Annotated in this window: 22 protein-coding genes and 1 pseudogene; 11 read left to right on the top strand and 12 right to left on the bottom strand. The window is 61.4% G+C overall.

Annotated elements, in window-relative coordinates; translation table 11 throughout:
* Positions 1-84: 84 nt before the first annotated feature.
* Both H1204_RS18830 and H1204_RS18835 read right to left on the bottom strand, forming a co-directional pair.
* Entirely contained in the window at positions 85-306 is a 222-nt protein-coding gene (locus H1204_RS18830) for a hypothetical protein (protein ID WP_036001337.1), read from the bottom strand.
* A 139-nt stretch (positions 307-445) separates the two neighbouring features.
* Positions 446-1,354: a glutamate/aspartate ABC transporter substrate-binding protein gene (locus H1204_RS18835; protein WP_180732225.1), complete on the bottom strand. Its 909-nt coding sequence runs from the start codon at positions 1,352-1,354 to the stop codon at positions 446-448.
* 207 nt (positions 1,355-1,561) lie between these two features.
* Between H1204_RS18835 and H1204_RS18840 the strand changes: the two genes are divergently transcribed.
* Entirely contained in the window at positions 1,562-1,990 is a 429-nt protein-coding gene (locus tag H1204_RS18840) for a hypothetical protein (RefSeq protein WP_180732226.1), read from the top strand.
* A 9-nt stretch (positions 1,991-1,999) separates the two neighbouring features.
* Here the strand turns inward: H1204_RS18840 and H1204_RS18845 are convergent, their stop codons facing one another.
* Complete coding sequence (locus H1204_RS18845) at positions 2,000-2,932, bottom strand: LysR family transcriptional regulator (RefSeq protein WP_180732227.1); 933 nt, start codon at positions 2,930-2,932, stop codon at positions 2,000-2,002.
* 131 nt (positions 2,933-3,063) lie between these two features.
* Between H1204_RS18845 and H1204_RS18850 the strand changes: the two are divergent.
* A pseudogene (locus H1204_RS18850) lies at positions 3,064-3,876 on the top strand (NmrA family NAD(P)-binding protein); the annotation flags it as partial.
* Positions 3,877-3,882: 6 nt separating this feature from the next.
* Here the strand turns inward: H1204_RS18850 and H1204_RS18855 are convergent.
* Together H1204_RS18855 and H1204_RS18860 are read right to left on the bottom strand one after the other, a co-directional pair.
* Positions 3,883-5,178, bottom strand: coding sequence for an IS4 family transposase (locus H1204_RS18855; protein WP_243468804.1), 1,296 nt, complete (start codon positions 5,176-5,178; stop codon positions 3,883-3,885).
* A 1,012-nt stretch (positions 5,179-6,190) separates the two neighbouring features.
* On the bottom strand, positions 6,191-8,515 hold the full coding sequence (locus H1204_RS18860) for an FdhF/YdeP family oxidoreductase (protein WP_180732229.1): 2,325 nt from the start codon (positions 8,513-8,515) through the stop codon (positions 6,191-6,193).
* Positions 8,516-8,707: 192 nt separating this feature from the next.
* Here H1204_RS18860 and H1204_RS18865 point away from each other — a divergent pair, with 192 nt between their 5' ends.
* Together H1204_RS18865 and H1204_RS18870 are read left to right on the top strand one after the other, a co-directional pair.
* Positions 8,708-10,135 (top strand): PLP-dependent aminotransferase family protein, encoded by a 1,428-nt coding sequence (locus tag H1204_RS18865; RefSeq protein ID WP_180732230.1) that lies wholly within the window; start codon positions 8,708-8,710, stop codon positions 10,133-10,135.
* Between the two features lie 29 nt (positions 10,136-10,164).
* Positions 10,165-10,473 carry an ArsR family transcriptional regulator gene (locus tag H1204_RS18870; protein WP_180732231.1) on the top strand — a complete coding sequence of 103 codons (309 nt, stop codon included), beginning with the start codon at positions 10,165-10,167 and terminating at the stop codon, positions 10,471-10,473.
* A gap of 44 nt (positions 10,474-10,517) precedes the next feature.
* On the opposite strand, the gene H1204_RS18875 is transcribed toward H1204_RS18870, so the two are convergent.
* Both H1204_RS18875 and H1204_RS18880 read right to left on the bottom strand, forming a co-directional pair.
* Entirely contained in the window at positions 10,518-11,672 is a 1,155-nt protein-coding gene (locus H1204_RS18875) for an FUSC family protein (RefSeq protein ID WP_180732232.1), read from the bottom strand.
* Between the two features lie 30 nt (positions 11,673-11,702).
* Positions 11,703-12,314 carry a LysE family translocator gene (locus tag H1204_RS18880; protein ID WP_180732233.1) on the bottom strand — a complete coding sequence of 204 codons (612 nt, stop codon included), beginning with the start codon at positions 12,312-12,314 and terminating at the stop codon, positions 11,703-11,705.
* Between the two features lie 81 nt (positions 12,315-12,395).
* On the opposite strand from H1204_RS18880, the gene H1204_RS18885 reads away from it, so the two are divergent.
* The gene (locus H1204_RS18885; protein ID WP_243468717.1) at positions 12,396-12,962 is read left to right on the top strand and encodes a GNAT family N-acetyltransferase; all 567 of its coding nucleotides are present in this window, start codon (positions 12,396-12,398) and stop codon (positions 12,960-12,962) included.
* A gap of 55 nt (positions 12,963-13,017) precedes the next feature.
* On the opposite strand, the gene H1204_RS18890 is transcribed toward H1204_RS18885, so the two are convergent.
* The 5 genes from H1204_RS18890 to H1204_RS18905 form a co-directional block, all read right to left on the bottom strand.
* A complete protein-coding gene (locus tag H1204_RS18890; protein ID WP_180732234.1) occupies positions 13,018-14,079 on the bottom strand; it encodes an alkene reductase in 1,062 nt (353 codons plus the stop codon).
* A 76-nt stretch (positions 14,080-14,155) separates the two neighbouring features.
* Positions 14,156-14,485 (bottom strand): helix-turn-helix transcriptional regulator, encoded by a 330-nt coding sequence (locus H1204_RS18895; protein WP_131241077.1) that lies wholly within the window; start codon positions 14,483-14,485, stop codon positions 14,156-14,158.
* A 343-nt stretch (positions 14,486-14,828) separates the two neighbouring features.
* On the bottom strand, positions 14,829-14,990 hold the full coding sequence (locus H1204_RS18900; protein ID WP_180732235.1) for a hypothetical protein: 162 nt from the start codon (positions 14,988-14,990) through the stop codon (positions 14,829-14,831).
* Positions 14,991-15,759: 769 nt separating this feature from the next.
* Positions 15,760-16,008, bottom strand: coding sequence for a hypothetical protein (locus H1204_RS51430; protein ID WP_243468718.1), 249 nt, complete (start codon positions 16,006-16,008; stop codon positions 15,760-15,762).
* A 272-nt stretch (positions 16,009-16,280) separates the two neighbouring features.
* On the bottom strand, positions 16,281-16,595 hold the full coding sequence (locus H1204_RS18905) for a DUF4148 domain-containing protein (RefSeq protein ID WP_180732236.1): 315 nt from the start codon (positions 16,593-16,595) through the stop codon (positions 16,281-16,283).
* A 466-nt stretch (positions 16,596-17,061) separates the two neighbouring features.
* Here H1204_RS18905 and H1204_RS18910 point away from each other — a divergent pair, with 466 nt between their 5' ends.
* The 6 genes from H1204_RS18910 to H1204_RS18930 all read left to right on the top strand — a co-directional run bounded on the left by H1204_RS18910 (position 17,062) and on the right by H1204_RS18930 (position 21,680).
* Positions 17,062-17,259, top strand: a complete 198-nt coding sequence (locus H1204_RS18910) for a hypothetical protein (RefSeq protein ID WP_180733218.1) — start codon at positions 17,062-17,064, stop codon at positions 17,257-17,259.
* A 230-nt stretch (positions 17,260-17,489) separates the two neighbouring features.
* A complete protein-coding gene (locus H1204_RS18915) occupies positions 17,490-18,047 on the top strand; it encodes a phasin family protein (RefSeq protein WP_180732237.1) in 558 nt (185 codons plus the stop codon).
* A gap of 207 nt (positions 18,048-18,254) precedes the next feature.
* On the top strand, positions 18,255-18,386 hold the full coding sequence (locus tag H1204_RS52660) for a hypothetical protein (RefSeq protein ID WP_274608229.1): 132 nt from the start codon (positions 18,255-18,257) through the stop codon (positions 18,384-18,386).
* Between the two features lie 440 nt (positions 18,387-18,826).
* Positions 18,827-19,906 carry a sugar ABC transporter substrate-binding protein gene (locus tag H1204_RS18920; RefSeq protein ID WP_180732238.1) on the top strand — a complete coding sequence of 360 codons (1,080 nt, stop codon included), beginning with the start codon at positions 18,827-18,829 and terminating at the stop codon, positions 19,904-19,906.
* 8 nt (positions 19,907-19,914) lie between these two features.
* Positions 19,915-20,901 carry an ABC transporter permease gene (locus tag H1204_RS18925; protein WP_243468805.1) on the top strand — a complete coding sequence of 329 codons (987 nt, stop codon included), beginning with the start codon at positions 19,915-19,917 and terminating at the stop codon, positions 20,899-20,901.
* Positions 20,901-21,680, top strand: a complete 780-nt coding sequence (locus tag H1204_RS18930) for an ATP-binding cassette domain-containing protein (RefSeq protein WP_180732240.1) — start codon at positions 20,901-20,903, stop codon at positions 21,678-21,680. The genes H1204_RS18925 and H1204_RS18930 overlap by 1 nt, the downstream gene beginning before the upstream one ends.
* Positions 21,681-21,765: the final 85 nt, after the last annotated feature.

Genomic DNA, 21,765 nt, shown 5'->3' on the forward strand with positions numbered 1-21,765 from the left:
CACGCTGTAACGCCAGTTGACACGGAAAGGCCCGCGCGAAGCGGGCCTTTCCATTTGTGAGCGGCGCCGTGCGTGCCGCGCGAATCAGTCGAACATATTCCTGAACGCAACGGCGACGATCACAGGGACGCACATCACGAGCGGTATCGCGAAGTAAGGCACTTCGAGATCCACATACCAGCTATAGACGAGCCAGCCGATCCCCGCGCCCAGCGTACCGATGCCGATGAGCGCGGTCATGACGTTCAGCAGCGTCGGCGACGGTTTCCAGCGCGTCTTTTGTTCTTTGGGCGAAGGCGGGTTCATTGCGGCTCCGGAGCGGATCGTCACGAGTTGCGGTTCGTTCGATTTTACTCCGGCGGCATGCGCGCGGCTCAATAGCCGTCGCGCTGCCGCGCCGCCCTGAAAGCGCAATGAAGGGCGGCGTGGGCTTCGGCTGCAAGACTTATTCGAATGCCTTGTCGTTCGGATTCTTGTAGAGCGCGCGCAGGTTCTCGCTCATCGGAAAGTCGAAGTTCATGTTCTTGGGCGGCACGGGTTTCATGAACCACCGGTCGTACATGGCGTCGATCTCGCCACTCTTCATGACCTGCGCGAGCGTGTCGTCGACGACCTTGAGGAAGGCCGGGTCGCCCTTGCGCAGCATGAAGCCATACGCTTCCGACGATTGCGGCGTGCCGACGATCACCCAGTCGGCAGGCTTCGCCGTCAGCGTGCGCGTGCCTGCGAGCAGCACGTCGTCCATCATGTACGCGACGGCGCGGCCCGTCTCCAGCGTCATGCGGCCTTCGCCGTAGTCCTTCGCGCTGATGATCTGCATGTTCATCTTCTTCTCTTCGTTCATCTTGCGCAGGATGCGTTCTGACGTCGTGCCCTGATTCGTCACGACCGTCTTGCCCGCCAGATCGGGAAAGTCCTTGACACCCGAATCCTTGCGCGTGAGCAGGCGCGTGGTCGCGACGAAAAACGTATCGCCGAACGCGACCTGGTTCTGACGCGATGTGAGATTGGTCGTCACGCCGCATTCGAGATCGACGGTGCCGTTCTGCACCAGCGAAATGCGGTTCTGCGACGTGACGGGAATGAAGCGCACCTGCAGATTCGGCTTGTGTGTTTTGGCCTTCACTGCGTCGATGATCCGGTTGCACAAGTCCTGCGAAAAGCCGATCACCTGATTGTTCGAATCGACATACGAGAACGGCACCGACGTCTCGCGATGGCCGATCGCGATCAGATTGGCGGCCTCGACTTTGGCGAGCGTCGGCGGCGCGTCCTGCGCGGTGGCGTTCGTCATTGCGGTGAAGCAGGGCGCCGCGACGCACAGGGCGAGTGCGAGCGAAGTCAGTCGGTTCATTGCTGGTCCTCTGGTTGAATCCGTAGCGTGTTTACGAATGTTGCCATGAAAATAATTATTGCAACATATGTTTTACCCTTAAATGCGTTCTCGCGATGGCCGCGCGCAGTCATGTGCATGGCGCGCGGCGGTGGCATGATGAATGCAGCGGTGCCTTCCTCTGTAGCCCTGTGTGCCTGTCCATCAACAAAATCAAGGAGAAAGCCGATGCACGCCGTTCGCCAATGGATCGCTGGAGTTGTCTTCGCTACGACGCTTGCCGCGCTGGCCCCGCTGCCAGCCGCCGCGCAGACCAACGCCGGCACGATGCCGCCGCCTGCGCCCGCGGGGGACGGCACGTTCCTGCTGACGATTTTCCTGAAGCACGACCAGTCGAAGCCGCTGCCGAAGATCAACCAGCAACTGGCCGAGCAGGGCTTCTACAAGGCGTTTCCGCCGCCTGGCATCGAAGTGGTGTCGTGGTACGTGATGATGGGGATAGGCCAGGTCGTGACGCTGCGCGTGCCCGCCAACCGGCTGCGCGAAGTGAACCGCGCGATCGAGGAGACTGCGTGGGGCGGTTACAGCACTGATTTCTACCCAACCTACGACTACAAGGCGATCGCCGAGCAGGCGCGGGCGAAAAACGGCAAGTGATCCGCCACGTCAATACCACGGCTTGTCGTTGAGCGGCGAGCCGGTAATCTTGACGATGAAGTCGAGAAAGGCGCGCACCTTCGCGGACGGATGACGCCGCGAAGGGTAGAGCGCGCAGAGCGGAAAGCGCTCGTCGGGCCAGTCGGGAAAGAGATCGACGAGGCGGCCGCTGTCGAACAGCGGCTGCGTGCCGAGCGCCATGATCTGCGCGATCCCGTGACCGGCGAGGCATGCACCGTGCATCGTCGAGACGTCGTTGACCGTGAGGCGGCCGCGCGCGTCGATGATGACTTTTTTGCGCGGCCGGTGAAATTCCCACACGAACGGGCGTCCGGTTTCCGGGTCGCGGTACTGGATACAGTTGTGCGGCTCGCGTTCGAGATCGGTGGGCTTGAGGGGGCGGCCGTGCTTCTTCAGATAGCCTGGCGACGCGGCCGTCACGATGCGCGTGTCCAGCAGCCGGCGCGCGACGAGCGTCGACGGGCGCGGCTCGCCGAAACGCACGGCGAGGTCGAAGCCGTCGGCGATCATATCGCCGAGCTGGTCGCGCGTGATCAGGTCGAGATTGAGTTCCGGATAACGCGCGACGAATTCGCCGATGCGCGGGCTCAGCACGATCTTCGAGAAGAACGGATCGACGTTCACGCGTAGCCGTCCGCGCACGGCGGTTGCGCCGCCTGCCGCCGATGCCGCCGCTTCTTCGAGGCCGTCCATGAGCGGCACGATCTGTTCGTAGAGACGCAGGCCTTCGTCGGTGAGCTTGACGGTGCGCGTGGTGCGGTCGAACAGGCGGATGCCGAGCCGCGTCTCCAGCCGCGCGACCGAGCGGCTCACGCCCGATTGCGACATGTCGAGCCGTTCGCTTGCGCCCGCGAAGCTGCCGCTTTCGACGATCGCCGTCAGCACACCCATGCCGTTGAGAATCCGTTCGTCGAAGGACATGGTGCGCTCCTTGTTGAGATGAATGACATTGTGTCATGAATCAAATGACACTCATGTCATGGTGTAAAGCACTGCCGGCGGCCAGAATCAATCCCGATGCAAGCAATTTCTCATTGAACGGGAGTTTAGGGATGTACGCAATTACAGGTATCACGGGGCAGGTCGGCGGTGTGGTCGCGACGACGCTGCTCGGGCAGGGCGAGAAGGTGCGCGCGGTGGTGCGCAGCGAGGAAAAGGGCGCGGCTTGGGCTGCGCGAGGCTGCGAAGTGGCGCTCGCGGAGATGCATGATCGGGATGCGTTGCGGCGTGCCTTCGAAGGCGCGGAAGGTGTCTTCGTGCTGCTGCCGCCTGTGTTCGATCCGTCGCCGGACTTTTCGGAGTCGCGGAGGAATATTGCCGCGCTACGCGGTGCATTGAGCGAGGCCAGGCCGGGGCGTGTCGTTGTGCTGTCGACGATTGGCGCGCAGGCGACACAGCCGAATTTGCTGAACCAGCTTGGGATTATGGAGCAGGAGTTAGGCCCTCTGCCTTTGCCTGTTGTGTTTCTGCGTGCGGCGTGGTTCTTTGAGAACTTTATATGGGATGTTGAGCCGGCTCGGGCGAGTGGCGTGATTCCGAGTTTTCTTCAACCGCTCGACAAGCCAGTGCCGATGGTTGCAACGGATGATATTGGGCGCGTTGCCGCGCAGTTGCTTCGGGATGCATGGACTGGTGTTCGGGTTGTCGAGCTTGAAGGGCCGCGGCGCGTGACGCCTGATGAGATTGCTGCTGCGTTTGCGGATGCGCTTGATCGGCCTGTGCGCATGCAGGCCGTGCCCCGCGATGAGTGGGAGCCGTTGTTTCGCTCGCAAGGGATGAATAATCCGCTGCCGCGGATGCAGATGATCGATGGGTTTAATGAAGGGTGGATTGAGTTTGAAGTGCCTTCGGCGGTGGTTAAGGGCATTTCCTTATACAGAAGTGTCATAACCGTCGCGCAAGATCTGGATGGTGATCACCGCATCCATGACCCGCTGCATGCCGATCCACAGCGTCTTCGCGCCCGGTTCACCGTCGCTTTTACGCCCGAGGAATCCGCCCAGTGACGCGATCATCCGTATCATCTGGTTGAGCGTTGGTGTCTTTTTCGGGCGTGGCTTTTTCGAGAGCACGTGAGCGCCATGTATCTCGTCAGCTGCAAAGAACAGTGATGCGTCCAGCTCTGGACACGTTCTGCCTAGACGCATGAGCCGTGCGATGCGCCACGATACGACCATGTACAGTGCAAGTGCCTTCTCCACCCGCTCCATCTGCGAGAGCTGCAGCGCCTCAACCCGGCAGGCGTTCTTCAGGACATTGAAGAACATCTCGATTTCCCACCTCGCGCGGTACCAGTCAACGAGTTCGGTGAGCGCATCCGTATCACCCGCTTCGCGGTTGGTGACAAGACGCCAGATGACGGGCTTTACGCCCGCTGGTGCTTCCACCTCATACGCCTCAATGCAGGTAAGCGTAATACCGGCTCGCCCTGGCAGCGTGATGCGCTGGCTACGCAGTTCCTGCTTCACTTCACGCGCCTTCTGGCCACTGCGCCCGGGCAACACGAAGCTGATATGGCCAAGCGTGTGACTCGCGTGCACCTTGTCCCACAGCTTTTCTTCGTCCTTCAAGGCGCGATTGTGCTGCGAGCGAATCAGCCAGTCCGCCGGTTCACCCAGTTCCTGCGCACGCTGCATGAGTGCCGCGATGTCGCCTTCACGATCGGCCACGTACACCAGCCGCGTGTCAGGCAGGCTGCCCGCCTGTTCGGCGACGATCTCGTAGCTTTCTATCCATCGCACACTTTCTTTCACGCCGCCACGCCTGCCGTTTGCATCGCGTGGCTCGCGCGCAAACATCCACGAATTGATTACGCCCAGTGGTTCGCGATCCGGCGTTACCGCGTAGGTCGCGTGAAGGTACATGCCCACCTGTGCTTCATAGCTGAGCGGGCCGGCACCCTCGATGTCCTGACCGTTAAAGTTCAGCTCCGTCGTATCGGCAATACACAGCACCACCGGCAACTGCCCCATGCGCGCTGTGGTGCGATCCCAATGCGGTTGCATCATGTCGCGCCAGTCGATGCGCTCATTGCCCAGAAAGCGATAGGCCGCCATCGTCTCGGCCCAGTCTTCGCACGCGCCCGGGATACTGGCCGTCGGCCGGCTGGCAAACCGTTTGACCAGTTCCTTCGCGCGCCGGTCTCGCCGTGGATCACCCAGATCCAGCGTTTCGAATTCCTCGTCCACCCATGCCCCCGCGTCGTCTCGAATCTTCATGCCGAAAATCCGAGAGTAAACGCGAAATCCACATCGTTAACAACCCCTTCCGACTGCTTTGCTATTCCAGCATCGCCTTCGATACGTCAAGTTGTGTATAACCACATGGGTTAAGGGGGATGTTGCTGTTGAGGTAGTGGTTCGGCGGTTAGTTAAGGGTTAGTGGTCTCGCGGCGCGGTTTGGTTTGCTTGTTTTTGCTGTTGGCATCCGCGTTTTGTTAGCGTGCATCACGCGTCGCCCCTGTGCGGGGCGGCACCTACTTTTCTTTGCCGCCGCAAAGAAAAGTAGGCAAAAGAAAGCGGCTCACACCGCCAGCGCTAGTTCTTGCCTGAGGGCCCCCAACCGGTCTTACGCTTCAGACGGCAATCACGTGACCCATGTCCGTTACCAGCGCTCTTGCGGCGCGCCTCACCCGCTTCATATGTCCGCGTTGCAGCACGCCTTGCCAGATATTCCACCGCCGCCCAGGTGGCAAACTGTGTGTAGGCCCCTTGTGCTCCACACGCCTCACTCCGGACCGATGGCGCACGCGTTCCACCATGTAAGAGCGCCACGCTATACGACGCGACAACCTACACACAGTTTGCCACCTGGGCGGCACATACCATTCGCTGCCGCGAGCTCTTGTTCGGGTGTTTGAAGTGGGTGAGGCGGTCATTCGAAGCGTTGGCAACGAACGCAAACAGAGACGTTGCCGCGTGAAGCGTAAGATCGGTTGGGGGCCCTCAGGCAAGCACAAGAACTGGCGGTGTGAGCCGCTTTCTTTTGCCTACTTTTCTTTGCGGCGGCAAAGAAAAGTAGGTGCCGCCCCGCACAGGGGCGACGCCTGAAGCACGCTAACAAATCGCGGATGCCAGCGAAAACACGAGCAAACCAAACCAGCCGCACCACGAAGTCAAAGCGCGAATGCCAGCGGAAGCGCAAACCCTCATAGCGTCGCAGACACCAACAAACCCTACATCAAGCAGCCCGCGCCACAGTTGCAGCAGACGCCGACAACAACACCGGAATCGACTTCGAAGTCGGCGTATTACACACATCAGCAACGCTATTCAACGGCACAAGCGGATTAGTCTCCGGATAATAAGCCCCGAGACACCCACGCGGAATGTCGTACTCGACAAGCAAAAACCGCTCAGCACGCCGCTCGATCCCATCATCCCAGATGGTTTCCATATCGACCCAATCGCCAGCCTTGAATCCAAGCATCGCGATATCAGCAGCATTCGCAAACACCACGCGCCGCTGGTTATAAACCCCGCGATAGCGATCATCAAGCGCATAGATAGTCGTGTTGTACTGATCATGTGACCGCGTCGTCATCAAGGTCATCGCACGTTCACCGTGCAACTTCCGCGCGCGTTGGATCGGCGTATCGCGCTGAATCTGATGCACCACGAAGTTCGCCTTCCCGGTGCCCGTCATCCAGTCGCGTTCACGAGAAGCCACCCGCAGATGAAACCCGCCCGGCTGCTCGACCCGCTTGTTGTACTCGTAAAAACCTTCGACCGACCACTCAATCGCATCGCGAATCTTCGCGTAATCATTCGCGTAAGCGAGCCAGTCCACCTTCGCGCTGCCAAGCGTCGCCTCAGCGATCTGCGCAACGATACGCGTCTCCGACACGAGATTGGCCGATGCAGGTGTGTTCATCCCGTACGACATGTGAACCATGCTCATCGAGTCTTCAACGGTCACACCTTGCGCGACGCCATTCTGCAAATCGATTTCGGTGCGCCCGAGCGTCGGCAGAATCAATGCTGCCTTGCCATGCACGAGATGGCTGCGATTGAGCTTCGTCGTGATGTGCACAGTCAGGTCGCAGGCGCGCAGCGCGTCCCACGTGCGCGGCGTGTCGGGCGTCGCGATAGAGAAATTGCCGCCCAGCCCGATGAACACCTTCACGTGGCCTTCGAGCATCGCTTCGATCGTCTCGACCACGTCGTAGCCGTGCCCGCGCGGCGGCTCGAAATCGAATACCTTGCCGAGCCGGTCGAGAAACGCATCGGAAGGCTTTTCCTCGATGCCGACCGTGCGGTTGCCCTGCACGTTCGAGTGGCCGCGCACCGGGCACAGGCCCGCGCCCAGCCGGCCGATATTGCCGCGCATCAACATCAGGTTCGACAGCATGTGCACGGTCGGCACGGAATGCTTGTGCTGCGTGATGCCCATGCCCCACGTCGAAATCACGCGCTTGCCGTTCACATAGATGCGCGCAAGGTTCTCGATGTCTTCGCGCGACACGCCCGATTCTTCGACCAGCGCATCCCAGCTCTGCTCGCGCAGATCGGCGGCGAACGCTTCGAAGTTCGCGGTGTGCTCTTCGATGAACGCGACATCGAGCACGCGCCCGGCGTTCTGTTCGACAGCGAGGTCGTCGAGTTCCAGCACACGCTTGGCCACGCCCTTGATCAGCGCGAAGTCGCCGCCGATCTTCGGCTGGATGAACGTCGACGCAATCTGCACACCCGACGTCAACATGTCCGCCACGTGCTGCGGGCTCGCGAACCGTTCAAGGCCGCGCTCGCGCAACGGGTTGATCGACACGATGGTCGCGCCGCGTTTCGCGGCGTCACGCAGTTCGTTGAGCATGCGCGGATGGTTCGTCGCCGGGTTCTGGCCGAAGATCAGCAGCGTGTCGGCGTGCTCGAAGTCTTCGAGCAACACCGTGCCCTTGCCGATGCCGACCGTGGCCGGCAGGCCGCGGCTCGTCGCCTCGTGACACATGTTCGAGCAATCGGGGAAGTTGTTCGTGCCGTACATACGCACGAACAGCTGATACACGAACGCGGCTTCGTTGCTCGCGCGGCCCGACGTATAGAACGCGGCACGATGCGGGCTGTCGAGCCCTTTCAGATGCCTCGCGATCAGTTGATACGCGGCGTCCCACGAAATGGCCTGGTACTTGTCCGTCAGCGGATCGAACACCATCGGATCAGTCAGGCGGCCATGCTGTTCGAGCGTGTAGTCGTCCTGCTTCATCAACTCGTCGACGGTGTGCTGCGCGAAGAACGCAGGCGTCACGCGCTTGCTCGTCGCTTCCGCCGCAACGGCCTTCACGCCGTTTTCGCAGAATTCGAAGGTCGACGCGTGCTGGCGGTCCGGCCATGCGCAACCCGGGCAGTCGAAGCCATCCGGCTGGTTCTGCTTGAAAAGCGTCTTGTACTTGCCCCCGGCGACCTTCTCCTTGACGAGATTGATCGCGACGTACTTCAACGCGCCCCATCCGGCGGCAGGCCCGATGTACGGTTCGATGCGGCCAGGCTTGGTGGTGGTCTTGTCCATGTGTTCTGTGTCCGGTGTGGCTTGATGATGAGGCTAGGGTAGTGGGGAATACGCGTACCCGGTGTGTACACAATGTGCGATTGAAAAAGAGTACAGTTGCGACTGTTATCGAAAGAAAGGCTCGATTTCGGTGAACTGTGCTCAAAAAATGGGCGCGACGCCCGTCCGCTGTGCCTACGGCAGAGGCATCTCTTGAAGCTTTACGAAGAACTGGCGAAGGAAATCGAAGGGCAGATCCGGCGCGGCGTGTTCCGGCCGGGCGAGCGCGTGCCGTCCGTGCGGCAAACCAGCCAGCATCGGCAGATCTCCATCACGACAGTACTGCGCGCGTACCTGATGCTCGAGAGCAAGGGCGTGATCCAGAGCCGCCCGCAGTCGGGCTACTTCGTGCGGCTCGGCGCGAACGATGCGCCGCCGCCCGTCCAGGAACTGGACGTATCGAAGCCAATCGCCGTGTCGGCGCAGGTCGACGTGAGCCGTCTTGTGCTGTCGACGCTGCGCTCCATCGGCAGCGACGAGGCCGTGCCGCTCGGCTCGCCGTATCCCGATCCCAGCCTGTATCCGTTCCAGAAGATCAACCGCTACGCGCACGCAATCGGCCGGCGCAAGACGCAATGGGGCGTCACCGACGAACTGCCGCCGGGCAATCCCGATCTGATCAGGCAGATCGCGCGGCGCTATCTGGAGAACGGCATCGCGATCGATCCGAACGAGATCGTCGTGACGGTCGGCGCGACGGAGGCGATCAATTTGTGCCTGCAGGCCGTCGCGAAACCGGGCGACACGGTTGCCGTCGAATCGCCGACGTTCTACGCGATGCTGCACGCCATCGAGCGCATGGGCATGCGCGCGATCGAAGTGGCGACGCATCCGCGCGAAGGCATCGACCTCGGCGCGCTTGCGAACATACTCGACAAGCGCAAGATCGCCGCGTGCATGGTGATGCCGAACTTCCAGAATCCGCTCGGTTTCCAGATGCCCGACGACAAGAAGCGCGAACTGGTCAAGCTGCTGACGCGGCACGACGTGCCCGTGATCGAGAACGATGTCTATCACGAACTGTACTTCGGCGACGTGCATCCCGGCGCGCTGAAGAACTACGACAAGAAAGGGCTGGTGCTGCATTGCGCGTCGTTCTCGAAGACACTCACGTCGGCGTACCGGATCGGCTGGGCGATGCCGGGCCGCTACCGCGAGCAGGTCGAGAAGCTCAAGTTTCTCAACACGCTGACTACGCCGTCGCTTCCGCAACTCGCGATTGCCGAGTATCTGAAGCAGGATGGCTACGAGCATCATCTGCGCAAATTGCGCAAGGGCCTCGCGCAGCGCGCGAAACTGATGACGACGATGGTCACGCGCTTCTTTCCCGAAGGCACGCGCGTGTCGCATCCGATGGGCGGCTACGTGCTGTGGGTCGAACTGCCACGCAATGTCGATTCGATGCAGCTCTACAAGCTCGCGCTGGAGCACGGCATTACGGTCGGTCCCGGCTATATGTTCTCGACCACGAACGGGTATAGCCATTGCATCCGCTTGAATTACAGTTATGCATGGTCGCCGGAAATCGAGAGCGCGCTGGTGACGGTCGGCAAACTGGCGGCCGCCAGCCTGCGCGAATGAGCTGACGTTTCGTCGAGAGGAGAACCGACTTGAATCCGAATGATGCGGCACATGACAAGCATTGCGAAGACGATGACGACGACAACGAACTCGATCCCACCGTCGAGCGGTTGCTGATGCTGCTATGGGAAGCGTCGCGCGAATCGCCCGATAAGCCGTGGTCGCTCGCGAAGATCAGCAAGCGCGCCGATCTCCCCATGAGCACGCTGCGGCGCTATTTCACGCAGTTGCAGTCGGCGGGCGTGATCGCCGTGCAGATGGACGAGGAAGGGCGCGGCTCGGCGTCGCTGACGGGTGAAGGGCTGGAGCTGTGCGAGGCGCTGTTCGGCGAGCCTTGAATGGCGTCGTGGCACATCGAAGCGCATCGAAGCCCGCGCGGCGCTTAGGGCGTGGCTTCTTCCGAAACCGGCAAGAACGACAGGCGCGACGCGACCAGCATCACGCATGTGAGAATCGCAATGCCCGTCAGGATGCCCGCGAGCCGCAGCATCGCGGCGTGCGGATCGACGGACCACGCGTGGTCCTGCACGAAAACCATGATGAAGGCGATCGTGAACTGCCGCCCGATATAGCTCGCGCCCTCTTTGCCCGTCTGCACGTGGCAGCCTGCCCAGATGCCCGCCGCCAGCGCGAGCAGGGACGGCACGACCTGGCCTTGCATCAGCGGCAATAGCGCGAGCCCAACCGCGCCCGCGATCAGGCAGCCCACCATGCGTTGCACCATCTTGTCGGCGACGGGCTTCTGTGAGCGGACCACCACCGACGTGGGCGGCAGGATCATCACCGCGATCGTCGTCACGAGCGCCTGCGCGAAGCCGGGCAGATCGAGCGTGACGGTGAGCGCCGCGAGGATCGCAACGGCGATGCCCGCCTGCACGCCCAGCACCATGCGCGCGTGGCGCAGGGTCTCGAACGTGGGCGGCGGGGCGTTCGCGGTAGCGGCCGCCGCCGCGACGACTTTCGATGCGGGCCGGCGCCGCTCATACCAGCTGATGCCGACGTGAAACGCGCCCGACACGAGGAGGCACGCAAACGTGCCGACGCACACCTCGGCGACGCGCAACATCGCAAACGACGCCGTCGGTCCGAACGCGATCAGCTTGTGCGCCTCGAAGGTGACCAGCACCCACGTGATGCCGCCCAGCACCCACGCATACGACGCCGACGACCCGTTTCCGCGATAGACGCAGATGGCGCCGATCACGCCCAGCACGGGCACGAACAGCCACGGACGATCGCCGATGACCGGGCCCAGCAGCGTGCCGAGCAGGCCGCCGAGAATCGTGCCGAGCACGCGATGCAGCGCGCGTTGCGCGGAAGCCGAGAAGCGCGTCTGCATCACGGCAAAACCGCTGATGGCGGCCCACCAGGTATAGGGCAGATGCAGCAGATGCGCGAGCGCCACCGACAGCACGACCGAGATCACCGCTTCGACGCCGAACAGCGCGCGCTCGGGCGTCGGCTTCCAGGCGGCCAGTTCGCGGCCGAGCGCGGACACTGCGTCACGGCCGATCTGCGTGAACATGCGGGCGCGCATGCGAACCTCGTCGAGAGGGTGTGTGTGAGTTCAGCGCGTGGCGATGGCGGCCGCCGCGCCCGCCATCATCGTCGCGCTGGTGCGGTTCGCGAGCTTCACCGCGCGGCGGCTGGTCAGGAGCGTGCGTGCCTTGACGGCGGCGAGCGCCCAGATGAAATCGACGGACATCAGCACGGCGAGCATCGTCAGAGTCAGCTCGAGCCACGCGAGCGTGCCGACACGCGACAGGTCGACGATGGTCGGCAGCAGCGCGAGATAGAAGACCATGATCTTGGGATTGCCGAGCGTGACCATCAGCCCCGCGACGAACATGCGCCACGGCGACTGGCCGCTCGGCAGCGTGCTTTCGTGGACGTCGGTGGGCGCGAACCACATCTTCCACGCGAGGAACAGCAGATACGCGACGCCCGCGAACTTCAGCGCGATGAACACCAGCGCGAAGCTATGCGCGACGACTGCGAGGCCGGCGACCGCGCAGGTGAGCCATAGCGCTTCGCCGATCCACATCGCGGCGAGAAACGGCAGCACGTCCCGGAAGCCATTGGTGAGCACGCGGGCGACGAGCGCCGCGATGCTTGGGCCGGGCGAGCCCGCGGCAACGATCAGCGCGAGCGCGAAGACGAGAAGGCCGGAAAGTGCCATCGAACGACTCCTTTGCGAAAGGGTCTGTGGCTGGATTATATCGGCGTGGCGGGTTGAGTTGCGCGGGCAAGCAGTGTCAATATGTCCGCTGAGACTCTGCCCGCCAACCCGATGCAACCGCCCTTCGTTCACTACCGGCCTGCCGTGCCCGAAGATGTCCCGTCGATTCGCGTCATCGAATGCGAGGCGGCGCAGCGTTTCGTCAGCGTCGGGCTGACGGGCATCGCGGCCGCCCGCCCGATGGATGCACCGTTCGTGCTGAAGAAGGTCGCGGCGTCGGAAGTGATCGTCGCGCAATGCGACGGCGAATGCGTCGGCTTCGTGATGTTCGCGATGCTGCGGGCGCGCATCTACGTCGAAGCGCTCGACGTCGTGCCCCAGCATGCGGGGCGGCGAATCGGCGCGGCCTTGCTCGATCAGGTCGACGTAAGGGCGCGTGTGTCGGGCGCGACGCATGTCGACCTGTCGACGTTCCGGCATGTGCCGTGGAATGCGCCGTACTATAAGCGGCTCGGCTTTAGCGTGCTGGAAGACGATGAGCTCGATGCCGCGCTGCTGCGCATCCGCAATCTGCGGATCGCGCGGGGTGTCGATGAAACGAAGCGCGTGTTCATGCGGCGCGCGGTGAAGCCCGCAGGGCATGAATGAAAAAACGCGGCGGGAATCGCTTCCGCCGCGTTTGTAGTTTCCAGCCAGGCCGGGATCAGTTGACGGCTTCCAGCGCCGGATAGTCGGTGTAGCCCGCTTCGCCTTGCGCATAGAAGGTTGCGGGAACCGGCTCGTTCAGCGGCGCATCCAGTTCGAAGCGGCGGACGAGGTCGGGATTCGCGATATACAGCTTGCCCCACGCGACAGCGTCTGCTTCGCCCGAGTCCAGCAGCTTTTGCGCGCTTTCCTTCGTGAACTTTTCGTTGGCGATATACACGCCGCCGAATTCCTTCTTCAGCAGCGGGCCGATGCGATCGTCGCCGAGCGCTTCGCGTGCCGCGATGAACGCGATCTTGCGCTTGCCGAGTTCACGCGCGAGATAACCGAACGTCGCGGCGGGATCGGTATCGCCCATCGTGTGCGAATCGCCGCGCGGCGCGAGGTGCATGCCGACGCGCTCCGCGCCCCACACGTCGATACACGCGTCCGTCACTTCGAGCATCAGGCGCGCGCGGTTTTCGATCGAGCCGCCGTATGCGTCGGTGCGCTTGTTGGTGCTGTCCTGCAGGAACTGGTCGAGCAGATAACCGTTCGCGCCGTGTACCTGAACACCGTCGAAGCCCGCCTTCTTCGCGTTTTCCGCGCCTTTGCGATACGCGGCGACGATGCCCGGAATCTCCGAGATGTCGAGCGCGCGCGGCGTCACGTACGGGCGCTGCGGACGCACGAGGCTCACATGGCCTTCCGGCGCGAGGGCGCTCGGTGCGACAGGCAGTTCGCCGTTCAGGAACACCGGGTCCGACACACGGCCGACGTGCCACAGTTGCAGGAAGATCTTGCCGCCTTCCTTGTGCACGGCGTCCGTCACGAGCTTCCAGCCTTCCACCTGTTCATCCGACCAGATGCCCGGTGTGTCGGCGTAGCCGAGGCCTTGCGGCGTCACGGAGGTGGCTTCGGAGATGATCAGGCCGGCGCTGGCGCGCTCGGCGTAGTACTTCGCCATCAACGCGTTGGGCACGCGCACGTCGCCGGCGCGTTGACGCGTAAGCGGCGCCATCACAATACGGTTTTTCAGCGTGAGATCGCCAATCTGGAGCGGGTCGAAAAGTGTCGGCATGTTGTGTCAATCCTTGCGGGCGCATGGCCCGGTGTGTCGAGACTGCATTCGGGGAAAGCGAAGACGCCGGCGTGAATCAGAGATCCGCGTTCATGTGCGCGAGGAACGCCTCGATGACGGCCTCGTTGCGCTTGAAGAACACCCATTGACCCACGCGTTTCGACGTGATCAGCCCCGCGCGCTGTAACGCGGCGAGGTGCGCGGACACCGTGGACTGCGACAGACCGCAGCAGTCGTCGAACTGTCCGGCGCAGACCCCGTGTTCGTACGAAAGCTCCTGCTCCGGGAAATACTTTCCCGGCTCGCGCAGCTTCGCAAGAATCACGCGACGCGCCGGGTTGGCCAGCGCCTTGTGGATCGCGTCGATGTCGATATCGGTGGTCTTCGGGTTGGGCTTCGTGCTCATGAAACAGCGGACAGACTCTCTGGCCGGAATGTCGGCGCCTGAATCGCTATGGACCGAATCTTATATCGGAATTTCACGATATGCGTGGATGGCCTTACTTGTAATGGGGGTGATAGTGTCGACACACAAAAAGGAACACACCTGCCGCCCCAAATAATGGGGCTTTCAGATAAACAGCTGTTTTTGCTGGAGATATCTCGCGCATGCACTGACATGCCGATCCAGATGGAGCGCCGCCCGGATCGGACAGTCAGTACGCGATCATCGGATTGACGTGGGGAGGGGGCGGACCTTTCGTTGCCATCCGCCGATCGACACGATCACTGTTGGGGAAGGGAAGCCCTCAATGTCGATGATGCATCAGATCGACGTAATGGGTATCAAGCCATCGGCTTGATCGTCCCTCGCTTGTGCTCCCGTGATGGCGGGTGGCAAGCCACAGCACCACGCCGACCACTAACATCACAACCGGACCCATCAGGTACGCCATAAACGTTTCACTCACGACATCCTCCTTCAGGTCGGTCGCCGCACTTACATTCTAGGCGACGGCCCACGCGAGCGCGCACCCACCCGTTGCCACTCGCGTTGAATCGCGCCATGGCAATGTTCAGCCTGACGCCAGCCGCGGATGGCTGATTGACGCACATGTTCGCCGCTCAAGCACAGGTTGGATAAATTGCTTCGCTGCTGGAGATGCCGGTGATGGCGTCAGCTTCGACAGGCCGTCGAATCCCTCAAGCCATCTAAAGAGGCCACGGGCCGACCATTACTCCCGAAGATTCCGGACGAAGCGGGTCGCTTTGCGGGATACACGGATGCGCGTACGGACGCTGAACCGAGCGACATCGAAAAGACGCGGTGGCAGGCATCCGCAGGGGCATTGACGATCGACATGCACAGCCATGCTGGCCACGTCATCGTCTCGCGTGATCCAGCTATCGGCGCACATCGGCCGCTGACGCCCGTTAGTGCGCCAATGTGCGCAGGCGGCATGAACGTGATCTGCCTTGCGATTGTCACGGATACGGTTGTCACGCGCGTGTCTGCCGACCGGAAGGGCTTTGAGGCGTGGCGCCCGCCGCAACCTGGAGAGCTCTACCAGCTTGGAAGCCGGACAGGTTCTCGGTGGCAATTATCGGCGCGTGTTTGAGGCCTCGGTAGTGTGACTACGCATCACCGCGACGACAACGGGAGCATCGGATAACCAGCCTACAGGCGAAGGATCATCGCGTCGGCCTGTTCGAATCATGAGCGCACATGCGTGTGATCAATCACGCCGCCCTGAGGCCTGTACCCATTTCGAGGCGACGCCCGTCGGGCGGGAACACATGCCAAGTGTGGTCTGCGTGACGAAAGAAGAACAGTGAGAACGAACCGTCGCATCGCTCGATCTGAATGCACACGCGACGCACATTGCCGGCGCGCGAACGCTCCAGCAGACGTACTCGTGCGCTATGTCCACGCGTCGTACCGATCAGCTTTTCCACCTGAAAGCGAAGTGATGTGTTGCCCGCCGCCATATCTCTTCCCCGCGATGTCCGATGAACCTATGCTACGGAAAGCGTCACGTGCATCAAATCGGCGGGCAACGGAATATGTCCTCAGGAAATTCTGATTTGCCTCATCAGGATTTCCCGGGCGGTTGCGGTGTGAAGCGTCGGCATACGAAAGTTTCACGCAAGCCCGGTGGGCTCCCGGGCAGCCAGTATGCCGTTTGTGGAGGCTCATCGCTCAATGCAGGCGCCGTCATCCGGCAGCCGACGGGCTGCATCAGCGCAAGTGTTGCCCAGTTTCAGTTGCCGAAGTAGGTCGAATGTGGCGACGCGGGATCTGCTGCCACACGATGGCCTGACTGATTCGAACCTTTGGCGACCGAACCATAGCCACTCGCGTCACCATTCTGGGCAGCTACCTTCGCTTCCGCCGCCTGGATGTTCTGCGGATAGTCATCCGGGTTGGACGTCGCCGGGTTGTACCCTGCCTTCTCCAGCTGAACCAGCTCCGCGCGAACCTGTGCACGGGTCGCTCCACCATTCGATTGGGCGAAAGATACGACGGGAACGAGGATGATTGCGGCGACTGCGACAGCCTTGATGAGCGATTTCATGATTGACCTCCAGGATCTTGTATTCGGTTGCCGTGGATCTGTTGCTCCGTGACCGATTCTAGAGGTGGGGAAATTTAGGGTAAACGCTTGGTCGACCAATTCAATGTTGCGGTGTTTAAGACAATGCGACGCCTTACGAATCTCTAGCGGCAATCTCGCGATCGCATCGAATAGGGTGGTTCGGGGTTAGAAGGCGGGTGTAATTGATATTCGAGAGTGTGGATTTGCGTCGCGGTCTCGATCAGATAACACGCTATCAAACATGCAGTTTCCATGCGTTATTTTCATCCGGTACGCGCCCCGTTTCCGATTTAACATTTGGGTCCGACTCTGAAGGCTGCCGAATTCGAAGGGTCGGACATAACAAAGACTGGAACAAAACTATCGAATACCAAACGGTCGGGCGGCATCGGCAGAAGCGATGCGCCTGGCAACGTTTAATCCAGATATGGTCGGAGACGAATACATGCTGAGCCCTCACGAATTCGCCACCCTTATGCTCGTTAAGTCCGCACCCGAGCAGATTGACCTGAACCGTCAAGAACTTGACACCTTGCTGGAACGTCAGTTGATCGCGCTCGAAGAGTTCGCGTGTGGCGTCCAGCGTCCCCGCCTCACCCGCGATGGCGATTCAGTCCTTCGCGCCATCACCGGAAAACACTGAGCGGCGATTGTCGCGGACGTGTCGAGGATTGCATCGTCGCAACCCGGACACGTCACGCGCATAGCCGTGTGTTCACGTTGACGGTCGATTCCGCAAGCACGCTGCAAAAGCACCGCACATGCGCGCGCCACCGCCGTGCATGTGCGGTCCACTCACGCGATCCCGATGTCCACGTGACCCGCCAGAATGGCGCGGCACCTTCGCGGGCATCACCCATATGGGAGTTCAACATGCTGAACCAGGACCAGATTGCAGCAACCCGACAGGCCAATCTCGATCTATTTTTCGGCCTGAGCAGCAAGGCAGTCGAGGGCGTCGAGAAACTGGCTGCGCTGAACATACAGGCGATCCGGGCAACGGTCTCGGACACGTTCGATCTGGCGCAGAAGTCGTTGTCGGTGAAGGAGCCGCAGGAGTGGCTTGCACTGCAAAATGGCGCCGCCGCGACGATCGCGGAAAAGGTACAAAGCTACGGCCGCCAGGTATTCGACGTCGCGTCGGCGACTCAAGCCGAATTCGCACGGGTTGGACAGGCGCAGGGCGAAGCCTGCCGTCGGCAGATGCAGACGGTGGTGGAGAACGCAACCAAAAACGCGCCGACGGGCTCTGAAGCCGCCATGGCCGCGCTGAATTCCGCCATCGCGGCCGCCAATACGCTGTATGAAACCCTGCAGGGTGCTGGCCAGCAGGCGGTGGAAGTCACACGGAGCAATCTCGACATGGCTGCCGCAGCCTCGAAGAGCGCCCGACGTGCGATTGATCCCGTAGTGCCTGCTGCAAAACGATAGCGGCGGCGGGCGGGTGCCGTCTCTGATGGCGGAGTCGCTCAATATCAAGACATAGCTGACAGGGGTGTCACCGGCTGATGGCTGTGCGAGGCACTCAAGGATCGCGAGGCCGCCCGTCCAAGTCGGAACGGTTCCGCGATTCCACACTGCGCAAACGCGTCGGCAGCAGGCGCACGAACGCAACTCAATGCACGGGGCGGGCAGACTGTGGAACAGATCGTCCTTGGCGTGGAAGATCCCGAGGCCGATCTGATCGTCACCGGTCATCGTGATCGTCGTGCGTTGAACTGGAAATATTCATACTTATTAGATATCCGAATGATAACGGGCGCAGCATGAATACGTCCGAAGCGAACACGTCTGCCTGTTCCGAAGGTAGCCCACGGCGGGTCCGTTCGCTCCGGCCACACACGCGTTCGGCACGGCGGGTGGGGGCGCAATAGCGACGTTCTTCTGGGCGCCGGCGCGAACATTCATGAAGTGGAACTGAAAGCCTATTGCGCTTTGCAATTAGCTTCGGGACGGTTGGCAAGCCCGTGACCCATAGCAGAAGGGCTTTCGATCCCTACGGCGCCACAGCATCCAAATAGTCCGACTATAGTTAAGGGTATACGTTGATTAGTCAGAAAAAGTACGTGATATAGGATTTTTGGCAGGGTCGTCAGGCGCACACGCATGCACACGGGGTCGTGAAGTGTGGTGCGGCCCGGCCGGGGCATTATTCCCCTGCGCCGTCATGCACAGCAAGTTATCCAATAACTCAAAGTCTGGAGGATGACATGACCGGCAAGGAGAGCCCCAAAGGCGAAGTTCAGGGCATGCGTCGCGGCATGCTGCAAGGCGCCGCGCTGAGTGCGGCAATGGCAATGCTTGGCGGAGCGATCACGCCCGCACAAGCCGCTGAGGCGGGGCCATTCCCCGCCCACAAGCGCTGGAAGATCGTCTTCGTCAATCATGTGACGACCAATCCCTTTTTCGTTCCGACGCAATACGGCATTCAGGACTCCACGGCTTTGCTCGGCATGGACTACCAGTGGACGGGCTCGGCCAATGCCGACATCGCTGAGATGGTCAATGCCGTGAATGCGGCCGTTGCCGGGAAGGCCGACGCGATAGCCGTGCCCATCGTCGATCCAAAGGCTTTCGACAAACCGATCCAGGCCGCGCTCGACGCGGGCATCCCCGTGTTCGCGTATAACGCCGATGCGCCACAAGGTTCCGCGAATCCACGCTTGAGCTACATTGGTCAGGATCTGTATCTGTCCGGGTATCAGATGGGCGAGCGCATCGCCAGTCTCGTCGATAGCGGTCTGGTTGCGCTGTTTATCGCGACGCCGGGGCAGCTCAACATTCAGCCCAGGCTGGACGGTGCCGTCGCCGCCATCAAAAAGTCGGGCAAGAAGATCGACGTACAAACCATTGCCACTGGCGCGACCGTCAACGAAGAGCTCTCGAAGATCAAGTCGTTTTATCTGGGCCACCAGGATCTCAAAGGCATGTTTGCCGTCGACGCGGGCAGCACGCAGGGCGTCGCCGAGGTGATGAAAGAGTCCAATCTGCCCGCCAAGGGCGTGCATGGCGGTGGGTTCGACCTGCTGCCGCGCACGGTCCAGCTGATTCACGATGGCTTCCTCGATTTCACGATCGACCAGCAGCCTTACGTGCAAGGTTTCTATACGGTGGTCCAGGCGTTCGTGTTCCTGGCGTCGGGCGGGCTCGTCGGTCCGGCCAATGTGAACACCGGCTTGAAATTCGTGACCAAGGGCTCGGTCGATCCTTACCTGAACACCTCCACCCGTTACGAAGGCAAGAGCACGAAGCCTGAAATCGTGCCACGCTCAGGAGCGATAAAGGGGTGAGCGCTCCTGTGGTGGACGTCAAGAAAGCGCAACGACCGCGGCTCTGGCCGCGGTCGTTCGTGCGCTCGAGCGAAATCCGCATCCTCGCGGTGGCGATCATCCTGTGCGCTTACTTCGAGACGGCGAACCACGATTTTCTGCTGACGGGCGCGAGTCTCCAGAACCTGTCCCAGTTCATTGCGCCAGTAGCCATCATTGCGTTCGGCGAAATCATGTTGATGATCGGCGGAGAGATCGATCTTTCCGCCGGCATGGTCTTCGCCTTTGCGCCTTTTGTCATGCATTTCGCTCACGAGGCAGGTGCACCCGCCTGGCTGGCATTGCTGGCAGGTGTCGTCGCTGCGGGGCTGGTCGGGCTTGTCAACGGTGCGGTAACGGTCTATCTGCGGATTCCTTCGTTTGTCACCACGCTCGGCACGCTGTTTTTCGTGAACGGATTCACGCTGACCATTTCACGCGGCACGCCGGTTTCACCGCCAGAGGAGGGCGTTTTCGCCGAGTTCGTCGGGGCGTGGGGCTACAGCGAAATCATCTGGGCAATCGCCATTGCCGCGATCATGCACGTGCTGTTGCGTCACACGCGCTGGGGATTGCACACGATCGCATCGGGGGCCAATCCGTTGGGTGCTAGCGAAGCGGGTATCCATGTCAGGCGTCTGAAGCTCCGCAATTTCATACTTGCTTCGGTGCTCGCGGGTCTCACCGGCATCCTGGAGGGCTTCCGTATTTCGTCCATCGATCCGCAAGCGGGCGGCAATCAGATCATGTTCCTTGCGGTGGCCGCAGCGGTGATTGGCGGCACGCCACTCGCGGGAGGGTCGGGGACGATCATCGGCGGTCTGATTGGCGCAGCCGTCCTCGGCATTCTGAATGATGGCTTCACGCTGATCGGCATCAACGCGTTTACCTTCAACATGATTCTCGGTGCGGCGATTCTCGCTGCAATGATCTTCAACATTCACGTCGTTCGTCTGGCGCGCAAGGGAGAGCGGTGATGTCCTCGTTGCCGCAAGAGGCATTGCGTGGGGAAGATATCGTCAAGCGATTCGGCGCTGTTACCGCGCTCGATGGCGTGTCCCTGACGCTCAAGCAAGGGGAAATTCTCGGCATCCTGGGCGACAACGGCGCGGGCAAGTCGACGCTCATCAAGATTCTCACCGGCTTTCATCAGCAGACGAGCGGCAAGCTGTTTCTCGGCGGCGAAGAGACCTTGCTGCGTTCTGTCGATCACGCGCGCGCGCTAGGTGTCGAGTGCGTGTATCAGGATCTGGCGCTCGCGAATTCGCTGAGCATCTATCACAACATGTTCCTGAACCGGGAGATCATTCGCCCCGGCCCGTTCCGCCTGCTGAATCATCGGGCGATGCGCCAGCGCGCCGCGGAATGTCTCGAAGAGATTGGCGTACATGTTCCTTCCGTCGATCTGCCCGTCGAGCAGCTTTCCGGTGGCCAACGACAGGCCATCGCGGTGGCGCGCGCGGTCAATTCGAATGCACGGATTCTGTTGCTCGACGAACCGCTCGCGGCGATGGGTGCGCGCGAGGCGGGGCTGATCATCGATCTGATCCTGCGCCTGAAGGAAAAGGGCGGTCTGTCGATCATCATGATCATGCACAACTACGCGCAGACGCTCGACATCGCCGATCGCGTCATGCTGATGCAACGAGGCCGTGTGACGTATCAGCGCGAGACGGCCAGCACGTCCGTCGCCGAGTTGATGGATATTGTGCGTCGCGAATACCGGACGATGCGCGCGCAGGCATCGTCAAGCTGAATAGTGTTGCGGCGACGCGCTTCAGCCGCCAACAGCCACGTACAGGTCGATTGCCTAACGTATTTGCAGCGCTTATGCTGAATGG

Origin of the sequence: Paraburkholderia sp. PGU19 (assembly GCF_013426915.1) — a bacterium.
Taxonomy (GTDB): Bacteria; Pseudomonadota; Gammaproteobacteria; order Burkholderiales; family Burkholderiaceae; genus Paraburkholderia.

What these genes read in the sequence shown, in the direction of transcription:
- H1204_RS18830 (WP_036001337.1), bottom strand. Translation starts at nt 306, where the DNA reads ATGAACCCGCCTTCGCCCAAAGAACAAAAGACGCGCTGGAAACCGTCG.
- H1204_RS18835 (WP_180732225.1), bottom strand. Translation starts at nt 1,354, where the DNA reads ATGAACCGACTGACTTCGCTCGCACTCGCCCTGTGCGTCGCGGCGCCC.
- H1204_RS18840 (WP_180732226.1), top strand. Translation starts at nt 1,562, where the DNA reads ATGCACGCCGTTCGCCAATGGATCGCTGGAGTTGTCTTCGCTACGACG.
- H1204_RS18845 (WP_180732227.1), bottom strand. Translation starts at nt 2,932, where the DNA reads ATGTCCTTCGACGAACGGATTCTCAACGGCATGGGTGTGCTGACGGCG.
- H1204_RS18860 (WP_180732229.1), bottom strand. Translation starts at nt 8,515, where the DNA reads ATGGACAAGACCACCACCAAGCCTGGCCGCATCGAACCGTACATCGGG.
- H1204_RS18875 (WP_180732232.1), bottom strand. Translation starts at nt 11,672, where the DNA reads ATGCGCGCCCGCATGTTCACGCAGATCGGCCGTGACGCAGTGTCCGCG.
- H1204_RS18880 (WP_180732233.1), bottom strand. Translation starts at nt 12,314, where the DNA reads ATGGCACTTTCCGGCCTTCTCGTCTTCGCGCTCGCGCTGATCGTTGCC.
- H1204_RS18885 (WP_243468717.1), top strand. Translation starts at nt 12,396, where the DNA reads ATGTCCGCTGAGACTCTGCCCGCCAACCCGATGCAACCGCCCTTCGTT.
- H1204_RS18890 (WP_180732234.1), bottom strand. Translation starts at nt 14,079, where the DNA reads ATGCCGACACTTTTCGACCCGCTCCAGATTGGCGATCTCACGCTGAAA.
- H1204_RS18895 (WP_131241077.1), bottom strand. Translation starts at nt 14,485, where the DNA reads ATGAGCACGAAGCCCAACCCGAAGACCACCGATATCGACATCGACGCG.
- H1204_RS51430 (WP_243468718.1), bottom strand. Translation starts at nt 16,008, where the DNA reads ATGGCGGCGGGCAACACATCACTTCGCTTTCAGGTGGAAAAGCTGATC.
- H1204_RS18905 (WP_180732236.1), bottom strand. Translation starts at nt 16,595, where the DNA reads ATGAAATCGCTCATCAAGGCTGTCGCAGTCGCCGCAATCATCCTCGTT.
- H1204_RS18910 (WP_180733218.1), top strand. Translation starts at nt 17,062, where the DNA reads ATGCTGAGCCCTCACGAATTCGCCACCCTTATGCTCGTTAAGTCCGCA.
- H1204_RS18915 (WP_180732237.1), top strand. Translation starts at nt 17,490, where the DNA reads ATGCTGAACCAGGACCAGATTGCAGCAACCCGACAGGCCAATCTCGAT.
- H1204_RS18920 (WP_180732238.1), top strand. Translation starts at nt 18,827, where the DNA reads ATGACCGGCAAGGAGAGCCCCAAAGGCGAAGTTCAGGGCATGCGTCGC.
- H1204_RS18930 (WP_180732240.1), top strand. Translation starts at nt 20,901, where the DNA reads ATGTCCTCGTTGCCGCAAGAGGCATTGCGTGGGGAAGATATCGTCAAG.